General features: G+C 68.1%; 11 protein-coding genes and 1 pseudogene. 7 read left to right on the top strand and 5 right to left on the bottom strand.

What is annotated here, in order from left to right; genetic code table 11:
* Window positions 1-1,107: 1,107 nt before the first annotated feature.
* The 3 genes from AB0G35_RS24190 to AB0G35_RS24200 all read left to right on the top strand — a co-directional run bounded on the left by AB0G35_RS24190 (window position 1,108) and on the right by AB0G35_RS24200 (window position 8,263).
* Window positions 1,108-3,717: a hypothetical protein gene (locus AB0G35_RS24190; protein ID WP_360953133.1), complete on the top strand. Its 2,610-nt coding sequence runs from the start codon at window positions 1,108-1,110 to the stop codon at window positions 3,715-3,717.
* 1,482 nt (window positions 3,718-5,199) lie between these two features.
* The gene (locus AB0G35_RS24195; RefSeq protein WP_360953136.1) at window positions 5,200-6,261 is read left to right on the top strand and encodes a DUF6083 domain-containing protein; all 1,062 of its coding nucleotides are present in this window, start codon (window positions 5,200-5,202) and stop codon (window positions 6,259-6,261) included.
* Between the two features lie 265 nt (window positions 6,262-6,526).
* Complete coding sequence (locus AB0G35_RS24200) at window positions 6,527-8,263, top strand: UvrD-helicase domain-containing protein (RefSeq protein ID WP_360953244.1); 1,737 nt, start codon at window positions 6,527-6,529, stop codon at window positions 8,261-8,263.
* A gap of 808 nt (window positions 8,264-9,071) precedes the next feature.
* Here AB0G35_RS24200 and AB0G35_RS24205 read toward each other — a convergent pair.
* Window positions 9,072-9,392, bottom strand: coding sequence for a hypothetical protein (locus AB0G35_RS24205; protein ID WP_360953139.1), 321 nt, complete (start codon window positions 9,390-9,392; stop codon window positions 9,072-9,074).
* A 105-nt stretch (window positions 9,393-9,497) separates the two neighbouring features.
* Here AB0G35_RS24205 and AB0G35_RS24210 point away from each other — a divergent pair, with 105 nt between their 5' ends.
* Entirely contained in the window at window positions 9,498-9,782 is a 285-nt protein-coding gene (locus AB0G35_RS24210) for a hypothetical protein (RefSeq protein ID WP_360953141.1), read from the top strand.
* Window positions 9,779-10,177, top strand: coding sequence for a hypothetical protein (locus AB0G35_RS24215; protein ID WP_360953143.1), 399 nt, complete (start codon window positions 9,779-9,781; stop codon window positions 10,175-10,177). Before AB0G35_RS24210 ends, AB0G35_RS24215 begins: the two co-directional genes overlap by 4 nt.
* A gap of 78 nt (window positions 10,178-10,255) precedes the next feature.
* Here the strand turns inward: AB0G35_RS24215 and AB0G35_RS24220 are convergent, their stop codons facing one another.
* On the bottom strand, window positions 10,256-10,486 hold the full coding sequence (locus tag AB0G35_RS24220; RefSeq protein WP_360953145.1) for a hypothetical protein: 231 nt from the start codon (window positions 10,484-10,486) through the stop codon (window positions 10,256-10,258).
* Window positions 10,487-10,878: 392 nt separating this feature from the next.
* Between AB0G35_RS24220 and AB0G35_RS24225 the strand changes: the two genes are divergently transcribed.
* Together AB0G35_RS24225 and AB0G35_RS24230 are read left to right on the top strand one after the other, a co-directional pair.
* Entirely contained in the window at window positions 10,879-11,871 is a 993-nt protein-coding gene (locus tag AB0G35_RS24225; RefSeq protein ID WP_360953147.1) for a hypothetical protein, read from the top strand.
* Between the two features lie 541 nt (window positions 11,872-12,412).
* Window positions 12,413-13,357: a hypothetical protein gene (locus tag AB0G35_RS24230; protein WP_360953149.1), complete on the top strand. Its 945-nt coding sequence runs from the start codon at window positions 12,413-12,415 to the stop codon at window positions 13,355-13,357.
* A 47-nt stretch (window positions 13,358-13,404) separates the two neighbouring features.
* Here AB0G35_RS24230 and AB0G35_RS24235 read toward each other — a convergent pair.
* The 3 genes and pseudogenes from AB0G35_RS24235 to AB0G35_RS24245 form a co-directional block, all read right to left on the bottom strand.
* Window positions 13,405-13,721 (bottom strand): annotated as a pseudogene (locus tag AB0G35_RS24235) (transposase); the annotation flags it as partial.
* 97 nt (window positions 13,722-13,818) lie between these two features.
* Window positions 13,819-15,054 carry a hypothetical protein gene (locus AB0G35_RS24240; protein ID WP_360953151.1) on the bottom strand — a complete coding sequence of 412 codons (1,236 nt, stop codon included), beginning with the start codon at window positions 15,052-15,054 and terminating at the stop codon, window positions 13,819-13,821.
* The gene (locus tag AB0G35_RS24245; RefSeq protein ID WP_360953154.1) at window positions 15,051-19,226 is read right to left on the bottom strand and encodes a DEAD/DEAH box helicase; all 4,176 of its coding nucleotides are present in this window, start codon (window positions 19,224-19,226) and stop codon (window positions 15,051-15,053) included. The genes AB0G35_RS24240 and AB0G35_RS24245 overlap by 4 nt, the downstream gene beginning before the upstream one ends.
* Between the last annotated feature and the right edge of the window lie 99 nt (window positions 19,227-19,325).

Below are 19,325 nucleotides of genomic sequence, written 5' to 3' on the forward strand. Positions count from 1 at the left end.
TGGAGAAGCCTGTTCACGAGGCTGATGCGGGGTCAACTGCGTTCGACAGCACGGCCACGTTGTTGGCTACGACACGTGCCCCCCACGGCCACTCGGAGTGGGAACGGAACGGTAGGGTGGCCCCAGTATTGATCAAAAAGAAAGTGGCCCCGTCGATCGCCCTTGGACAAGGCGAGAGGGGCCACCGTGGCCGGACGGACCTTGTAGTGGGGGTCCGAAGGCCTACCGCACACCCTTGCCTCAGAAGGATGGCGACGTGATCAGGGTACCTGTACCTGAGACCGGGCTCATTGCACCCCGCCGTGGTGCCAGCAGCTGCACGCGCTCGCTGGCCCTTCGGTGGGGTGTTCGTGCTGTCTGGGCACACCTCGACCAGCCTCCGGGGAGGGGGTCGAGATGACGTAGTTCTGCGGGGCGGCGCCCACTGGGTCTTCATGCCGCCCCGGACGCTAAGTCACCAGGTGATGTAGGAGTCACCTCGGCTAAGCGTCCCAGCTGATCTCCGGTCTGGCCTGCCAGGGCCCTCCCGGAGGGGTTGCTCGACCCGGTGCCAGCCGGCTTCGAGCAGTTCGATCTCGGTTCACCACGAACCCGAAGTCCCGAGGGACTTCGTTATGCCCTCCCACAGTGGAAGGTCGTCGTCATTTTGCATCACGCCTGCAGCTATTGCCAGCCCACCCATGCCCGATTGGCGAAGATTGGGGGTTCTATCTCGTCACCGCGGTCGGTTTTCGCCATGGGTCATGGCGGATTCTCACTGTCGTGGTGTGCTCGCTCCGGGGGCGTATCCCGTCCTGCGGGACAGGCATCGCGGTTGGTTGCCCAGCTGACGGGAGGGACGACACCAGCGGCCTCTATCCACAGGCGAGCCGTTCGAGGGTGGGGCATGCCTTCCCCCCAAGCGGCGATTGCCGCTCTTCCTGCTGCCTTGCCTGCTCGGGCGATCTTTTTCAGGGTCACATTTGGCCGTCCGGTCGTCCCTTCTCTGTACGTGATCACGTACGTCGTCCCTGCTCAACTGGGCCTGTCCGGTTTTGATGATGCTGTCGGCGGCATGACACCTCTTCACGCCACGACCTCGCCCGCCACGTCACGGCTGGGGGCCCGGTGAGCGGCCTGGCGGCGCCGGCCGCGATGCTGCCTGAGTTCATCAACAACTCCGTAGACGACACCCCGGTACTTCCCAGGCAGCGAAAACGACTGCAGTCGGTGCCCAGCGGGGGGCAGCTGGGTGACGGCGGTCTGGACGGTGCGCTGCGGCTGGGACGGGGGATGCGGCTGCGGCTGCGCGCTGCGGTGCTGGCGCTGCTGGCGGACCCGACGGTTTCCGGGTTGAAGGACGCGGCGAAGCTGGCGGCGGTGGTGCTGTACGCGAAGTCGCGGGCGCCGCAGGGCCGCGGGGCCGACAACCAGTCGTCGATCTGGGGCGCGGAGCTCGGTCGGTGGCTAGGCGTGAAGGAGTCGACGATCCACCATCGGGTGCTGCCCGCGCTGCGTGGCTCGGGTGCGCTGCGCACGAGGGTGGTGACGGACGCGACGGGGCACCCGACCGGGCTGGACTGCCTGGTCATGCCGCTGTGGAGGGCCCGCATGAGCGGCGGGGCCGCGCACCCGCTGGCGCTGTCGAAGGCGGAGCTGGCGACGCTTCTGCGGCTGATCGAGGCGCTGTTCGGGCCGGGCTGGAGGCCGAAGGACCGGGAGCCGATCCCGGCCGGGCTGCTGGCCGGCCGCACGGGTAAGGGAGCGGCGACCGACCGGCTCGGGCTGCTGCTGATGGTGCTGAACACCCGGGCGTCGGGCTGGCTGCAGCTGCGCGGCGGCTCGGTGAAGGCGCGGGAGGGGCGCGGGGCGGCGACGCTGGCCCGGCTGCTGGGCTGTTCGCCGTCCGGGGCCCGGAAGGTGCTGGCCAGGTTGGCGGAGGCCGGTGTCGTGGCGCGGCACCGCAAGGCGACGGCGACGCGAATGAACGGCCGGGGCCGGGTCATGCTGCTGCCGGTCGCCCGCGCGTACGGCCGCGTCCTGGCCCCTGTGGAGGCCGTTCAGTGCTCGGAGGCTGTGTTTTCGCAGCGTCCTGATGGTGCAGTCGGAGATCATGCTTCGGCTGGCGCTGCCGGTGCCCTTGTTGCATCTGGGGTCTGCGGTGCTGAGGGTGCCGATAGTGCGGGGGATCAGGAGCGTCCCGATGGTGCAGAGCTCCACGCAGACCACGCTTCTGTGGTTACTCCCGTAGTTCTTCCGCAGCTTTCTTGTGGTTTTTCCGGCGAAGGCCGTGGGGGTGAAGGCCGTCGGCCGGAGCGCGTGTGCGTGCGCGAGGACCAGGCTGTCGACAGCGAGAGCACCGTTGCCAAGTCAGCGCGGCCGGTGGCGCAGGGCGGCCCGCTTCGCGGGGAAAAGCTGAAGGAGTCCCCAGTCGATAAGCAGGTTGGCCAAGGTGCTGCCGAGGCTGGGGCCGGTGGCCGGCCGAAGGCCGTGGCGAGTGGAAAGGCGCAGCAGCGGCGGAAGGCGGGGCTTCCTGCTGATCTTGGTCTGCGGGTGGCGCTGGCGCCAGTCGCCGGGCTGTGGGAGCAGTTGTCGGGCTGGCAGCAGAACCAGGTGGAGGCTGCCGCGAAGGTGGAACTGAAGCGACTGGAGGGCTTGCTGGCACAGCAGGAGGCCGGTCCCTGGCTGCTGGCTGGCCGGCTTACCCAACGGCTGGAGGAGACCGGCGGTGAGGCTCTGGTCGTCAAGCCGTACCCCTGGCTGATCTGGAAGGGGTTGGTGCAGCGGCCGGCCTGCTCGGACCGGCGGTGCGACGACGGAATCCGGCTGGACACCGGCGGCGAGTGCGAGAACTGTGGCAACGTCATCCACCTGCGCAGGGCCCGCCGCGCCCGGTTCGCGGCGGAGATCGACCGGGAGCTACCCGACCTTGGTGCCGGCGTTCGCCACCAGGTCCTTGAGGCCCGGTTGCGCGAGCAGGCTGCCATCGAGGCTGAGGAGTTCGTGCGGCGGCGCGAGCAGGCGGCAGCGGAGCAGGCCCGCCGTGATGCGGCCCGTGCGGCTGCCCGGGAGCAGGCAGAACGCGACCGCGAGGCCGCGGCCGCCGCCGACGCAGTCCGCCAGGCCCTGCCATGCGAGGACTGCGGGCAGCAGCGGTCGGCTGGGCTGTGCGAGGCGTGCGGCTACCGGCGCCGGACCGAGGCGGCGATCACGGAGGCGGGCATCGTCGCGGCCACCTGGGCGGCCGACCTGACCGACCCGAGCGACGTCGCCGCCGTCACCGCCCACGTCCGCGCGACGCTGGAAGCCGACATCGACGCCGCCCTTGAGAAGTTCGTCGAGCTGATGGAGCCGGGCGAGGTGGAGACGAACCCGGTCGCGGCGGCGTCCGCGCTCGCGTTCACCGCCCTCCAGGTCGTGCAGCAGGCCCTGCCGGAGTACCGCAGCAGCGCCCTGGGACGGCTGGGCCGCACCTCGGAAGCCGACGCGGAAGCCCGCCGGGCGTACAAGGCGGAGCAGAATCGCCGTTGGTACAAGCACAACCCGAACGGCGCGGACGCCGTGGCGGCCGCGATGAAGGCCGCCAACGTCGCCCGAGAGCGCACTGCCGAATACCTCCTGGCGGTGCGGTTGGAGCAGCTGCGCGCGGTCCGCACCGAGCACGTCGCGCCCGCACCGTGGCTGGCTCGGCTGACCGAGCCGGCCGCCCGCTGGACAGCAAGCTCGCCGGGGCGGTGATCACGTGAGTGACGAGCTGAGGGGTCGACCTCGCGCGCCAAGCCCTGGTCATGGCCGGGGAGCCGGCGAAGAAGAACGGTGCCACCCGCAAGGAGCAGCCGAAACGGCGCACCGGCACGGTCAGGCCGGCCGTTTTACTGCGGCGGAGTGAAGATCTCGACCACCCCTCAGACACCCGTGAAGGCCACCACCCGCTCGTAGTGATTGGACTCGCGCGATTGGCCACGAGATCCGGTGCACGGCTGGAATGGGCTGACCAAGCAGCGTGGACATGAGACAGCACGGACATCGTCACGAGGAGGGTGATGCGTAGACCCGCCTGCTGGGCTGGGGTCCGTCAGCTCGCGCGCATCGAGAAACGCCCTAACCCGACCTTGGTGGTTCACTCCTCGCGCACGCCCATCGTCTTCGATGCACCAACTGCCTGGTCCAGCGCCGCAACGAGGGCAAGACACCGTTCGTGTCTCATGGCGATACGGACTGCGTCTCGGGGAGAATTGCCTCATAGCGGCAACTTAACGGCGCCCTGTGACTTCCCTGCCGTCCCACACCGGTGAGGCGTGCTTAGGAACGGATCAGCTTCTAAGGGGCGGATCACTGAGGCGGCTCCGTCACGTTGCTCTCGGGTGGTGCACGGCTGCGTCCTGAATGCGAAGCGGCCTGCCACCGTTGGGAAGCGGGCTGTACGAGCGCGGGGCAGTTAGCGGGAGCGGCGGCCGAGGGTGGGCAGTCCTCCCGAAACCGTCCGCAGACTCACCGACCGGTCCCGGTCATCGACCTTCCGCAGATTGGCCCGCGCGCACTCCGCGAGCTTCTTGCGCTCAGTGGCACGTGCCCGGGCGGCGGCGGCCGGCTTCCGTTCGGTGGTCTTCTCGTGACGGCTGAACGCGTCCCGGATTAGGTCGGCGCAGCGGCTGGCTGCCCCGGCGAGCGTGATTCTTCGACCAGCAGTCCTCTGTTCTTGTTGCGGGTGAGCACGAGCTGCCCCGAGGGGCAGGGCGGCTCCGGAACGTCGACCCGGAAGCCTTCGCCCGCGTGCAGCGCTTTGAATTGAGTACGTTTCGAGGCCGTCCACGCTCCTGGGCGCCGTCACCTCGGTCACGTTCCATTTCGTGTGGCGGAACGGTGAGGCGGCAAGGAGCTGGCCGCTCTCACAGCGGTAGTAGATGACGAGCGTGGGCCAAGGCCGCCCTGGCTTGCGGTACCCCGTGTGCCCAATCTCCTACAGAGACAGGGCCGTTGGCGGGGGATCGGGCGAACGGCCCTCTGCGAAGGCTTACTGGAGGCAGCGGAGCGCGGCTTGGACGCTCTGCTCCAGGGCGCCGAGAGCGGAGACGCGGTCGCACCCGTCTCTCCAGCCTCCGCCGGACAGGCCCGCCCAGCACTCTGGCCCGCGGAGGGCGCAACTGATCAGGGTGGGAGGACTCGCCCTCTATCAGTCGAATGGAATACCAAATCGGTTCTTATGCGTACAAGAGCCACATGTCTGAACGTTTCAATTGGGACGGTTCACCGAAGGACGATGGACAGTCCGGCTTCAGCGCCACCCGGACCATGTGGCTGCACAAGTCCAACCGGTCAATGACTCTGCGGCGGGACGAACTGACGAGGTGCCGTTACTGCGGGCTTTTGATGGAGTACTTCGACCGGTACGACCACGGCCGTATCCCCATGGTCCCCAAGCAACTCCCCTCCGCACCCATCCCCCACCGAATGCGCTGGCACATCCTCAGTGGAGCGGCCTGGCCCGGGGATGGAGGAGAGATGAAATGCTACGTCCCGCACCCGGCCTTCTGCCCCGCGGTCGAGCATGACGACGACACCATCGATCTGGCTCAAGCTCGGGCAATCTTCCGCAAGCACATGGAGAGGCGGATCGAGGCCGGCCTGTTCGTCCCGGTGCCTCCCCCCTCTGGGGAATCGGAAGTCGCCGAGCAGTTCGTAGAGCCGATCGAAGGAATGCGGCACGTGATCGCCTACGGCAGCTTGCTGTGGCTGGCTCCTGGGGAGATCGACCATCTTCAGTGCGTGGCGCGCGCCCGGCGTTCCGGCAAGCGGTGCACCCAGACGGTGTCGGGCGATGAGGGCAAGTGGACCGAGATCGAAATCCCCTATGCGCCAGGTCGGGCCGGTCAGGAAGTGCTGTGGGCCGGGGCGACCATGTGGGTCTACGCCTTGCACACGCTGTACTCCCAAGACATCAGCCGGTGGATGCGGCAACGCTGCACTCACCACGCCCCGGGAGAGAACTCGGCCCCCGACGCCGTGCCGCCTCAATGGGTCCACTTCGACCCGCTGCGCCATGACGCCTTCATTCTGCGGCAACGGCCGGCCAGCGCCGGGCCGATCGAGGTTCCGAACTCCAGGTTCGCCGGACTCGCTCTGGGGCCCAAGCACACCGACTGCGCGACACCGGGCTGCGGCAACGGCAGCGAGGCGCCAGTGGCGGACGGGTGGAAGTGCCGGAAGTGCGAGCGTACGAACGAACGCCGTCAACGCACCCACCAGCGGTGGATCAATCCCACAAGCGATAGCATTCAGTGATTGGGCGCTACTCTTCGTGTTGTCGCTGGTTGTGAGATCCGAGAGTGCAATGGCCAAGTCCTCTTCACGCCGGCGTGGACCGCAGCCGCAGGATGACCAGATGGCTCTGTTCGCGCCCGCTACGCCGCCGCCGCCGGCGCCGACCCCTCCACCTTCACCCCAGCAGGAGCTGAGGCAGCTGCTGACCTGGCTCAAGGTCAGATCAGGGCTGGGCTGGGCCGAAGTCAATGCACGGCTGAACCGGCAGTTGGGGGTGGAGAGCCGTATGGGTGCACCTTCGGAAGTCGTGGACCAGGCGGTCGTCATCGCCCGTGAGTGGCTGGACCGTCTGAGCGCGCCGGAGAAACCACCACCCCCACCGCCGCCTCGTGCCCAGCCCCAGCCAACTGCCCGGGCTGGCCACCATAGGCAGCCCCCCAGGGGGCCCACGACGCCACCGGCCAATGCGGCGGCCAAGGGGCCCAGGCCAACGCCAGAGCAGGAGCGTGTAGTCGAAGCCAAGCGGTCCGGAGACCACCTGGCACTTCAAGCGGGTGCAGGCACCGGGAAGACCACGACCTTGACCATGCTCGCCCGATCCGACCTGCGGCGCGGCATCTACCTGGCCTACAACCGGGCCGTCGTGGACGACGCCTCTGCCAAGTTCCCTCCCCACGTGCCCTGTCTCACCGGTCACAAGCTGGCCATGCGCCAGGGAGGCCACCGGTATCGCGCACGTCTCAACGCACCGCGCGAGCCGGGCTGGAAGATCGGGGAACGCCTCGGCATCACGCCCAGGATGCAGCTGCACCTCGGCCAGCGGCTCATCACGCACAAGACGCTCTCCTACGCCGTCCTGGAGACGGTCAGGCGGTTCTGCCACTCCGCCGACACGGAATTGCTGGGCCGGCACCTGCCGCAGCTGAAGGGCCTTCCAGACGAGTTCCGGCCCGACCTTGCGCGGATCGTCCTGCCGTACGCACGGCGAGCCTGGGAGGACCTGCAAAACCCCGAGCGCGGCGTCGTGCGCTTCGAGCCTGACCACTTTTTGAAGATCTGGGCGTTGACCAAGCCAACCATCCCGGTCGACTTCCTTCTCCTGGACGAAGCCCAGGACACCAACCCGGTTCTGGAGGAAGTCTTCACCGCCCAGCGCTCCCACGCACAGCTGATCATGGTGGGGGATTCTGCACAGGCCATCTATGGGTGGCGGGGAGCCCGGGACGTCATGACCGATTTCAACGGGCTGCAGCTGCACCTGACCCAGTCTTTCCGCTTCGGCCCGGCCCTGGCCGAGGAGGCCAACCGCTGGCTTTCCATCCTCGACTCACCCCTGCGGCTGCAAGGCACCCCCTCGCTCGACACCACCATCGGACCGGTTGAGGCTCCCGACGCAGTCCTGTGCCGCTCCAACGCCGGCGCCATCCGCGAGGTACTTGCCCTGCTATCCGACAACAAGCGGGTTGCCATGGTGGGCGGCGGCGAGGCGTTGGAAAAGCTCGCCCGCGCCGCTGGCCAACTCAAGGCCGGACGCCGCACCAGCCACCCGGAACTGGTGCTCTTCACCTCCTGGGAAGAGCTGCACGAGTACGCCACCTACGACCCGTCCGGGACCGACCTGCTGCCCCTGGTCGAAATCATCGAGGCGCACGGCGTCGACGTGATCCTTACAGCGGTGCGCTCCCTGCACCCCGAGCACGACGCCCAGGTAGTGATCTCCACCGCCCACAAGTCCAAGGGCCGGGAATGGCCCACCGTACGCATCGCCAGCGACTTCGAACCCAGACCCAGCAACGGGCCGGCAACCACCGAGTCGGACGAAGGGGCCCCTCTGCCCGACATCAACCTCGACGAGGCACGCTTGGCCTACGTCGCGGTCACCCGCGCCCGTCAGCGCCTTGACCTGGGCGGCCTGTCCTGGATCAACAACTACCCGCAGCACGCCACGTCGACCGCTTCCTCCCCGGCCGCCGTGCCGGCCCAGCCCTCACCATGGGACTCGCTGGGCCCCTCTCCCAGCTAGTGCGTGCGCCGGGACCACGTCCGAAAGCCGATCAGCGCGCCACATGATGACCTGAGTAGTCCAAAATCCGTACCAGCCCGCGCCACGCGCCACACGCAGCCGCTGGTCCGCACCCATCCACCAGTCCAGGCGTGCTTCATCCTCAGCAGAGACGGAGTACGGCGCGCTGGTAAGGACAGCGGGCCGCCCCTCCTTGACCCACGAGACCATGTGGTCCAGCCAGTTGCGGTCCTCACCCGCCTGCCCGTAGTGGGTGCACTCGCCCGATTCCCACCGGCATTGCCGACTGACCTTCTTCGTCAGCCAACGCGGGCAGCAACCAGACTCGCTCTTCTTCAGGCCGTACCGCTCGGCCCATTCAAGGACGATCTCCTGCTTCTCCCGCTGCCCAGTAAGCCGTTGCTCGTAGAGCTCCGGATCCGAACGGCGCAGCGCCGCTGACGGGGCACCCAGCCCATAAGGCCAAGCCACCCGCCCAGAGCTAAACCCAAAGACGGCTCCAGCTCGGTCGTAGAAGTCGCTCATGTCCCTATCCCTTTAAGGCCGGGCCGGAAACACAACCGCGGACCCGCTCGATCGACAACCCGGTGAACGATCCGTGCCCAAAGACGGCACGCAACCCGATGCATAGGAGCGATGCTTTGCCAGATCAGCAGGACCGCCCCCACGTGCCGCGGTATGCCCTTCTGGAGGGGGTGACACCTTGGTCCCTGCCCGGCGCTGCCCCTGGCATCGCCGGTGACCTTGCACGCGACACCCTGGTGTGCCGTCCGCGGAGAGGCGGCTCCATGTGATGCCCTCCTGCTGGCTACTCGGGGCATCCCTGTCCGGCAGCCACGGCGTCCACCAACTGGCGGAGCGCGAGGAAGGCCGGCCGGGCTCCGGGCGGGTCGCCAGCGTCCAGGACGGCCCTTGCCGGATCGAGTACATCGGCCAGACGGCCGCCCCTGGCGCTGTCCGGTGGCTCGCGCAGCGCGGTGCGGAAGGTCGTCGCGTCCCATGGGGAGCGGGCCAGTCCCTCGGCGAGCAGGAGCTCGCCGGCTGTCGGTCGCCAGGTGCCGTCTTCGTACTCGGCGAGGAGAGCGCGGGCGTCCCGCTCCAGCGCGTTGGCCATCGCGGTGATCGTCATACCGGTCCAACGACGCCGCGGTGGGATGGGTGGTGCTGACTGTCAGCCCGAACCTGCAGGGAGGTGAACGGAGGGACAGCGCACTAGCGGGACTATAGTGATGCTATGGCTTCCACGACGATTCAGGTGCCGCGCGAGACCCGTGATCACCTCGCCGAGCTCGCGAAGGAGCGCGGCGTGAGCATCGGGCAGCTGGTCGAAGCGCTCGCCGCCGAGCAGCCGACCGCGGCGCAGCGGGCTGAGCGGCTTGCCGCCGACCGGGAGGTCGTACGCCGCATGATCGGCGTGAACATCCGCGACGAGGAGTTCGAGCAGGCTCCCGACGTGCTTGCCAACCTCTACAAGATCGCTGCGGAGAAAGCCCGGGCCGCCAGGGGCTCCGCAGCGTGATCATCCTCGACACGACGGCCGTCCGAGCGCTCGCCGGTGGCCACAAAGCACTGAGCCTCCTGGCCGGCAACATGGCCAAGACACCCGGCGAACGGCTCAGCATCCCTGCCTTGTGCCTGATGCAGGCCGAAGCTGCTGAAGAGAAGCTCTCTCAGCGTGTTCTCGCCTTCTCCGCTGTGATCGTCGACAGTCTGGACACGATGGCCGCCGTCAGCGTCGGCACCATGATCCGCGACGGCTACGGCGGCCCGGACACCTGCCATGCCCTGTACTGCGCGCTGCCGCGCCCAGAGTTCACAGGGATGTCGATCCTGCTCACCGGCGCCGAGGACGCCTACCCGCCTGGTGTGGTCACCGTGGACATCGATTCACCCGGAATGCTGGGCTTCCACTGACGGGCCGCTCGGGTCAACCGCTGACGCGGATGTTTCTGCGTTCGAGGCTTGCGGCGCTCGGTTGAGGGGAGGCCCACCTCATCCGCCGCTGGGCGGTTGCCGGTTGGCGTAGTAGTAGAGGGCGAGGTCGTCCGGGTGGTGGACGCGTTCCTCGGTGCCGCCGATCTCCTGGAGGATGAGGTGGGTCTTGTCGAGCGGGTGCTGGGTGATGAGCCAGGGGTTGTTGTCGCTCTCCTGCCAGACCTGGGCCCACACCTTGTCTCCGACGCGGACTTCGCCGCCGTCCTTCGTGCGGAATTTTGATGCCATGGACCGTGCATACCCGCATTCCAGCAGCCGGACGGGTAGGCGGAGAGCAGTTCCTCGGGAGCATCCCGCCGCCCGATCCTTGAACATGAGGCGCCAGGGCAAACCGCTACGCCGTGACCCAGCACCGTGTATCTCCTACGGCACTGCGGCGCGGACAACGCGTGATGTCCGCTGTTGGACTACCACCAGCAACTGGCACACACCGGGTGCCGCGAGCGACACTCCGTCGGCGGTAGGAGCGGTGACCGCGGCCGCCTGTTCGCGTTGAAGAGCCCGTGCCGAAGCCTTCCAGCCCCTCGTCCGCCACGGCCACGCCAGCGACCACGAACGCAGCGCTGCCTTTCCTGCTGACGCCCCAACAAGGAGACGCCGCACGCCGTCTCCTGAACTACGTGGTTTCCCTGCCGCTGACCGGTGCCGACGCGCAGCTCCTGGCCTCGGTGATCGCCACCCGCGCGGCACGGAACGGCACCGGAAACATCACCGGGCAGGACCTGGGCTCCCTGCGCCTGGCCGACGCGGAGAACGCTGTCGCTACCCTGAGCTCTCTGGGCTGGCAGTTCACGGGCGACCTGCTGGACGCTGACGCCGAGACCCCCGTGGCCGTCACAGTGCCGAACCTGGCCCAGGAATTGCCGGTCAGCAAGACGGCACAATCGCGGGTCTCGGGATGGACGACCCGCACGCTCGCCGCGAAGCCGGTCAAGAAGACCTCCCCACCAGCGCAGCTGGCCGCGCTGTTCCTGGCCGCCCACAGCTCGAACGACCGCCACGGCGTACTGCCCCAGGAAATGCCCGAGGACTGTCGTCAGGCGCTGCCCGAGCTGATGTCGAGGGGGTTCATCGCCGAGCTGGCAGATGACCGGTATCTGCTGGATGAGCCCGTACGGCACCTGTCTGGCATGCACCCGCGCTCGCACGACAGCATGGTGCTCGTCCGGGTGCGCTGGGAGGTGTGGAAGGACGGGGTGAGTCCGGCGTTGCGCCGTCATGCCGAGGCCGTGGAGCACTGCCCGCTGTGCGCGCTGCCCCTGGAGCGAGTGGCGCAGGCATTCATGCAGCCGAGCCTGCCGATGCAGGTCAGGCCGAAGGCGCGCGCCGCGTACGGCGCGTGGAAGGACACCCAGCCTGACCGCGGCCCCCGCGCTGCTGAGTTCGCCGCCACCTGGCGGGCCGAACACGGCCACGGCCCATCGATCACCCAGCTCTGCTCGGGGCTGGGGTGGCCCGTGGGCTCGCGGGAACTGCGTGCCTTCATCGTCAAGCGGCTGGTCGCCAACGAGTGGCTGACCCACACCTTCCCGGTGCCGTGGACGCTGCGCCCAGGGAAGGCTGCCCAGGAAAGCAAATCCTCGGCACCGGCCTTCAGCTCCGGCAAGCCATGACCGCCGGCCTCCGGACCGACGGCTGACCCCAGCGGTCGGTGCTGTACCCCTGGGGCGTGCAGTGGGGGGAATAATTCAGCGGCTGGAGAGATCGCTACGGGCACGCAGGGCGAGCGAGTGCAGGAGCCGCTCAGTGCGTGTTTCCATTCCCGAGTAGGGCACCTGACCAGCTCAGATATCGAACGGTGACTGCGCGAGATGGGGCGTCGTTGCCATAGGCATGCGGAACGACCAGCAACTCGGCTTCGCCGGCCTCGTAGTGGCGGGGCATAGTCCTGAAGTCGCATGGCAGACGATCAAGGACCGCTGCGCCAATCCCACGGTGCGGCAGATGATCAAGCACATGCAGTCGTCGGAAGCAGGGCGGAAGGCCCTGGAGCACACGCGGCAGGAGTGGGCTGACCTGGGACTTCCACCTCCGTGGGATGCGCCATCCGATGGGGTTTCTCTGAACTAGACGCTGAGGCGAAGGCTGGGCTCATCGGGTGACTCCGCTGCACTCTTATCGGCCCGGACGGACGCCTGTTGGTAAAGACGTTGCATGTCGCGCATCACTGCACTCTGGCAGGACACACCAAAGCCCATCCGAATTGTTTGCTACACACTAATCCCCTTGGGATTCCTTTGCGGGGTAGCGGGCGTCTATGGGGATGGCCATAACTGGTGGAGCAATCGAGGGTTTCTCACCAACTTGATGTCTAGCTTCACAGGATTGCTATTCGGCGTCCCAGTAGCTCTGACAGTCATCAGTCACCTTGGCAACGCCCAAGCTGAGGCCATCGAGCGTCGCTCCGTGAAGCGACACGCAAGCCTCGCTGCCTCTGACTTTCAGCGGATGGTCATTTCTATCTTCACCGCATCGATTCGCAACAGCCCGGAGGATGCTCTGCGTGCGCTCGTCGACAAGGCGAGGAATCTTGAGAATCAAGCGCTAGAACTAAGTAGTTCGATAGGGCCATCCGGGGGCATGCCCCGCCAGATGGACAGGAGGCGAGACGCAGCCCAAACCATTGTGGCGTCTCTAGCCGAGTTTCGCGCATCATGCAAAGAGGTTCTTGATCTCTGGTCGGAAGAAATGGATGAAAGCACATGGGCAGGTCTAGTGGCAAGCCAGTGGAAAATCTTCGACGCCGAGCTTCGCCCACGCGCCAGGGAGGCGGGACTACCGTGGCTCGCCCATGAGAAGTCCTTCAGAATTGGAAATGCGGTGGAAGTAGTTCGGGATGCATCTTGGCTGCCAGTTCAGGAAGGGCTCCTTGAGGCCCTTCGCGAAATTGAGTGCGCGCTTGAAGATGTGGAGTGGGTCGTGTATCGCGAAGACTTTCTTCCGTCGGCAATCAATGTCAGCGAAGAGCTACAGAAATCTGCGAAGCAAGCTAGGGACTGGCTCCTTCAATTGGCAGATTTGGTGAAACATCTTGATGACATTCGAGATATTGAGTTGGCTTACAAAGCGCTAGACGAGAAGGAGCATGTCAGCTCGTAGCCATTGGGGACTTTCCTCGGCCAGCTGGGGGTGGCGCCTTTCCGGGCCAGGCGCCTGGTCATAAGGGTGATGGCAACCCAGGTGATCAGCGTCTCGGAGTGCTGGACGAGCCGTTCGTAGTCCCGGGCATGCCGACCCGCGTGCATCATCCACGCAAGACTCCGTTCGACGACCCATCAACGCGGCAGCACGACGAAACCGGAGGCGTCCTTGGGACGGCTGACCGGCTTGATCGTCAAGCTGAGGTGCTGCTTTGCCCAGTCGACGAGCTTGCCTGCGTAGGCGGAGTCGGCCCACACGATCGTGATCTCAGGTGCTTCAGACGGAGACGGAAGAGGACTTCCTTGGCCGCCGCCGCGTCGTTGCACCACGTGCCCTTGGCAGTGAGCGGTGGTGCAGCCGGCCCTTTGGCGAGGGTCGGGTGTGCGGTGGAGCATATCGGGGTGAAGTGGGGTGTTCTACTACCGTGTACGGCGGTATGGGCGGGCTGGGGTGCGTGCGGCACGGTAGGCGTGGGCGGGGTCGGCGGAGGGGCCGTCAGCGGGCTGCCAAAGGCCGTACCGGGCGCGGTAGGGGTGCCAGCGGCCGTCGGGTCCATACCGCAGTTGGATGCCTGCGGCGTGGTCGGTGAGCCGGTTGTTCTCGTATTCGACGGTGGCCATGGGGGCGGGCCGCAGGGGCTGGATGGCGGCTTGGGCGCGGGCGAGGACGTCGTGGTCGACGGTGAGCGGCTTGAGGTAGGTGGTGGCGCCGGCGGGGCCGCCGTAGGCGTAGGCGAGGGAGAGGTGTCCCATACCGACGAGGTCCAGTCCGAGGTAGTCCATGGTGGCTTGCCGCAGCGGTGCGCCGTGTGGGAGGGCGACGAGTCGTGCGAGGTCGCTGCCGACGTCGGGGCAGACCGGCAACTCGTTTCCGTCGAGGAACAGTCCGGCGCGGTGTGCGGCGTCCGCGGTGAGTGTGCCCATGGCCGGGATGTCGGGCAAGGATTCCGGCGGTGGGGCGAGCGGGCCGGTCAACACCGGTCGTAGGCCGTCCAGGTCGAGGTCGGCGGGCTCGGGGAGGGGTACTACGCGCTTCGTGGACTGCGCCGGGATGGCGGGTCGGGACGCGGGCGTCGCAGTGGCAGGGGAGGCAGGCGCCGCAAGCGCCGCGCCCCGGAGCCCGGCCGGCGCCGGGAGGTCGCGCAGGCGTTTCTTCAGGTGATGGTGGGCTCGGCCGCGCAGAGTGAACAGCGGGGCGGGCGCGGTACGGAGGCGTTCAGCGAGGAGGAACCCGACCGCGACGGAGTGGGCGCACGGGGCGTCGGCGGCATCGGGGGTGCAGGTGCAGGTGTGGGTGATGTCCTGCGGGCCGGGGATGAGCGGGATGCCGGCAGTGTGGGTGGGATCGGCGAGCTGGTCACTGATGGTGGCGGTGCCGGCTACCTCTACCGCGTCGGGCCGGGCGGCGATCGCGGTCTCGATGCGATCCCACTGTTCGGCAGAGAGTTCGTCGACAACCAAGCGGGGCCGGGCGACACGACCGCCGGGCAGAGGCATCTTGCTGGTCGCGAAGCCCTGATTGACGTTGAGCGGCCCGACCGCACCGGTGGCGAGCAGGCGTTGCCCCTGGCCCAGGATGGTGGGGTCGGCGGTAGCTGCGGCGAGGGCGGCGATGAAGGCGCGGGCCCACCCGACGGTGGTGTGCTGGCTGCTCATCGGTGGCCCCCCAAGTGCACGAGGTCGGCGAGTTCGCGGTCGGTGAGCTGGGTGAGGGCCTGGTCGCCGCTGGTCAGTACGGCTGAGGCCAGGACTCGCTTGCGGGTGAGGAGCTCGTCGATGCGGTCCTCGACGGTGTGCTCGGTAATCAGACGGTGCACGGTGACGGTCTGGTGCTGGCCGATGCGGTGGGCGCGGTCGGTGGCCTGGTCCTCCACGGCGGCGTTCCAGCTGCGGTCGTAGTGGATGACGTGGGCGGCGCGGGTGAGGGTCAGGCCGGTGCCGGCCGCCTTGAGGGACAGGATCATCGCCGAGTGCCGGCCGGACTGGAAGGCGTCGACCATGCGTTGCCGCTCCGGCAGGGGCGTGCCGCCGTGGAGAAAGAGCGGGGCGAAGCCCAGGTGTCCAAGGTGGGTGGTGAGCAGGTGGCCCATGGCGACGTAGCTGGTGAAGATGAGCGCGGCCTCCTCACGTTCCCTGATGGTCGCCAGAAGTTCGGTGAGGGCCGCCGTCTTGGCCGAGCGCGCGCCGAACCGCGCGGACTCAGCCTCGGCCGGCGGCTGCTCGCGCAGGTAGTGGGAGGGGTGGTTGGTGATCTGCTTCAGCGCGGTCAGCAACTTGAACACCAGGCCATGACGCTTGATCCCGTCGCTGGCCGCAACCTGCTGCAGGGTCTCCCGCACGAGCGCCTCATAGAGGCCGGCCTGCTCGGTGGTGAGCTGCACCAGGTGTGGCCGGTCGATTTTGTCGGGGAGTTCCGGGGCGATGCCGGGATCAGTCTTGCGACGCCGGAGCAGGAACGGGCTGATGATCCGGCCGAGCTCGACGGCTTCGGCCGAGTTCGGGTCTTTCTCGGCCGCGTTCGCCCACCGCGACCGGAAAGTCTTGAGCGGTCCGAACAGCCCAGGGTTAGCCCAGTCCAGCAGCGCCCACAGCTCGGAGAGGTTGTTCTCCACAGGGGTGCCGGTCAGCGCCACGCGGGTCGTAGCGGGCACGGCACGTAGGTGCCGGGCGGTGGCGGAGGTGTGATTCTTCGCGTGCTGGGCTTCGTCGGCGATGACCCGTGCCCAGGGGCGGGCGGCGAGGGCCGGGTCCCGGCGCAGCAGGCCGTACGTGGTGATCACCATCGTGGTGTCGGTGACGTTCTCCAGAGTGCGGTCGGGCCCGTGGTAGGCGATTACCGGCAAGTGCGGAGTGAATCGGGCTGCTTCGCGGCACCAGGTGGTGACCAGGGATGCCGGGCACACCACGAGTGTGGGGCCGGGGGAGAGGTGCTGCTGGTGGAGGGTGAAGGCGAGTGCGGTGAGGGTCTTGCCAAGGCCCATGTCGTCGGCGAGGACCGCGCCGAACCCGAGGCCGGTGGTCCGGGCGAGCCAGGTCAGGGCCCGTTGCTGGTAGCCGCGCAGCGTCGCCCGCAGCTCTGCTGGGACGGGGACGGCGTCGTGGTGGTGCTCGCCTTGGCGCAGCACGCCGATGATGTCGGCGAGTGCTCCGACCGGGCGGCAGGGTACGACGTCGTCGGCGACAGTGACGGCGCCGGAGAGCGCCGCGGTGAGCGCCTGCGTCCCGGACAACTGCCCCAGCAGCCGATGGCGGGCTCGACGTCGCAGGATCGGATCGACCAGCACCCACTGGTCCCGCACCCGCACCAGGGGCCGGGCAGCCTCGGCGAGGGCATCCATCTCTTCCTCGGTCAACGCCGCACCGCTCAGGGCCACTTGCCACCGAAAGTCCAACAGTGCCGTCACGCTGAACCGCGGCTGCTCCCCAGCCGGCGCCCTCTGCCCGCGTGCTTGCTTGGCGGGTCCGGCTTCCGTCCCGATGACCGTGGAAGTAGTCAGAGCAGTGCGCAGCTGTTCAGGCCACATCACCCGCACGCCTACCTGGGCGAGTTCTGCCTCCTGCTCCAGCAGCGCTTCGACCGACCCTGCGTGGAACGTGCACTGTTGCGGGTTCTCCTCGTTGGCCAGCGCACTCAACGCCGGGCACCAGTGGGCTGCCCGACGCAGGACCCGCCGCACCCGCCGGCGCACCGCGGAAGCGTCCTGACCGCCCCAGCCCACGGGGCCTGCCCACACCTGGCCCGCGACCACCTCGTCTTCGGTACCGGGTTCTGAGCCCGCGGGGGCCAGATGGAGGTCTGCTGTCATGCGGCCGGCGGCGGCCTGCTCGTCACTCGGGGTCCGCACCCGCAGGATCAGCAGCGGCGCCGGACCGCCATCGATGAGGTCTTCAACGCCATCCAGCCACCCACGCACCGAACGCAGCACGTCGGCGTCCACCGGTTCGCGGTCGGCTGCCGTCCACGGGTTCACGCCGAACACGGCGGCAGCCGGGGTCCGCACCAGGGCATCGGCCAGCGCGTCGCAGAACAGAGTGAGCATGTGGCGTGCCGGCACCTCAGGTGGCACGGCACCGGGTGGGGCGGCTTCGCCGAGGTTCGTCAGGGCCTCGTCAGCACTCGCTGGGATGGGCCCGATGCGCCATACCGGGTGCTGGGTCTCGTCGAGGGCGGGGTAGATCAGCTGGGCGCGGATCAGCTGCAGGGCCACGTGCGCTGCGCGGTGCCAGAACACTGCCGACCCGTCCGCCTCGGTGCCGCACTGGTTCAGTGCTGGGATGCCCTCCAGGAGTGGCACCCACCAGCCGGTGGTGCCTGTCGGACCGGTCCGGGCGGTGACCGGCGCGGGCAGGTCGGACATCGGCAGCGCCCGCCGCCCGGTGTCCTCCACCTGCCACCCGGCCGCCCGCCCCGCTTCGGCGGGCACGAACGCCACCGCGCACCCTTCGGTGACCGCCTCGCGCAACAGGCCCTGCGCGCCACGTCCCTGCGTCTCCAAACGTGGGCGCTGGGGTGCCGGCGCTGGGGCCGGTGCTGGGATCGAGTGAGGTGCCGCTGCCGGGGCAGGTCGTGCGTCGATTCGGCCGGCCGGGGCAGGCGCGGATGTGCGCGCGGTACCGTCGAGAGCCTTGAGTTTGCGCAGCAGCTCCATGGCCGCGGCGCGCCGGGCCTTGGGCTTGTCCGGGCCACTCGCTGTGGCGCGGACCTTCGTGCCGGTCGCCTGGTGGATGCAGCAGTAGGTGCACTCCGCGCCCGTGCCCCGCGAGCGCACGCTTGCTTCGGGTTTGGAAATCGCCTCTTTCTGGTGGTGCTTGTTGAGGTACTTGACCGGGTCCTGGCCCTGGGTAGGGAGGGTGATCTCGGGAACCGAAGCCGGCGTGTCCTTGACGGGTGGTTCTGGTTCCGGCAAGCCGGTCAGCTCGGCCAGCAGGGCACATGCAGCAAGGTGCCGGGCGATTTTGCGTGTCCCTGCGGAACGTACAGGCCCCCTTGAGGTCCGGTCCGCTCGCAGCAGAGCACGCACCCGGTGGCCCCGCTCTGCCTCGGACTGCTCTTCGTAGCTCAAGCCGTGGTCTTCGCCGTGCTGCTCGCCGTACCAGTGCAGCAATGTCGCCGGTGTTGGCGGCATCGCCGCCGCTCGTTTCAACGCCGCCGTGCGGGCAGGCTCCCACGGTTCGCCCTGGGCGACCAGGAGCAGCACGTACATGTCACGGTGTCGAAGCCTCCCCGCGCTCGCCCGCCGCACAATCTCCTGCGCCAACTCAGCGTCAGGCCCGCCTCCTGCGTCTACCGTGCTGCGCAGACGGTGCTCGAACACCTCCGACACCATCCCCGGCACCACCAGACGCTCGGAAACGGGCTGCTGCTCATCCGGCAGCACGACCCCGGCGAGTCGGGCTAGCAGAGCAAGCGCAGCTTGGCCCTTGGCCTCACGGCTAGTGCTGCCCTCCCGGACAGGACCGCGGACGCAGAGACCCGCAGGGCCGACGACCGCGGCAACCCGCAGAGGCGATCCGGCACTGTCTGGCGCTTCGAACCGAGGGGCCGGCCACACCTCAACCTGGGTGTGCATGAGCAGCACCTGCCGGGCCAACTCCACGTCCGCGACCAGAAAGTCGACCACCGCTCGACGCGCCGGCAGCCAGCCGGAGGCATCTCCCGTCGCCAGCAGAATCAACCGCATATCGCGCACAGTCAGCAGCCCCGCGCGACACAGCCGGACAGCCTCCCGGGCCACCCCTGCGTCGCAGTCACCCGACCCTGCGATCGCTGTCAGCGCCTCGCGCCACTGACCAGAGCCCGTCTCCCCAAGGTCCTGACCCTCTGCCATCACTCGTGCTCCCGCACCGATCACGGCCGCAGAAACCACACTGACTCCTCACACCCACCGAACGCAGCAGCGCCAATCAATGGTCACCTAACGTAAAGG

This window comes from Streptomyces sp. NPDC021749 (genome assembly GCF_040640655.1).
Classification (GTDB): Bacteria; Actinomycetota; Actinomycetes; order Streptomycetales; family Streptomycetaceae; genus Streptomyces.

Bases quoted from the DNA above. Each gene is read 5' to 3' on its own strand.
- AB0G35_RS24205 (WP_360953139.1), bottom strand. From the start codon at position 9,392: ATGACGATCACCGCGATGGCCAACGCGCTGGAGCGGGACGCCCGCGCT.
- AB0G35_RS24240 (WP_360953151.1), bottom strand. From the start codon at position 15,054: ATGAGCAGCCAGCACACCACCGTCGGGTGGGCCCGCGCCTTCATCGCC.
- AB0G35_RS24200 (WP_360953244.1), top strand. From the start codon at position 6,527: ATGGGTGCACCTTCGGAAGTCGTGGACCAGGCGGTCGTCATCGCCCGT.
- AB0G35_RS24220 (WP_360953145.1), bottom strand. From the start codon at position 10,486: ATGGCATCAAAATTCCGCACGAAGGACGGCGGCGAAGTCCGCGTCGGA.
- AB0G35_RS24245 (WP_360953154.1), bottom strand. From the start codon at position 19,226: ATGGCAGAGGGTCAGGACCTTGGGGAGACGGGCTCTGGTCAGTGGCGC.
- AB0G35_RS24210 (WP_360953141.1), top strand. From the start codon at position 9,498: ATGGCTTCCACGACGATTCAGGTGCCGCGCGAGACCCGTGATCACCTC.
- AB0G35_RS24195 (WP_360953136.1), top strand. From the start codon at position 5,200: ATGTCTGAACGTTTCAATTGGGACGGTTCACCGAAGGACGATGGACAG.
- AB0G35_RS24230 (WP_360953149.1), top strand. From the start codon at position 12,413: ATGTCGCGCATCACTGCACTCTGGCAGGACACACCAAAGCCCATCCGA.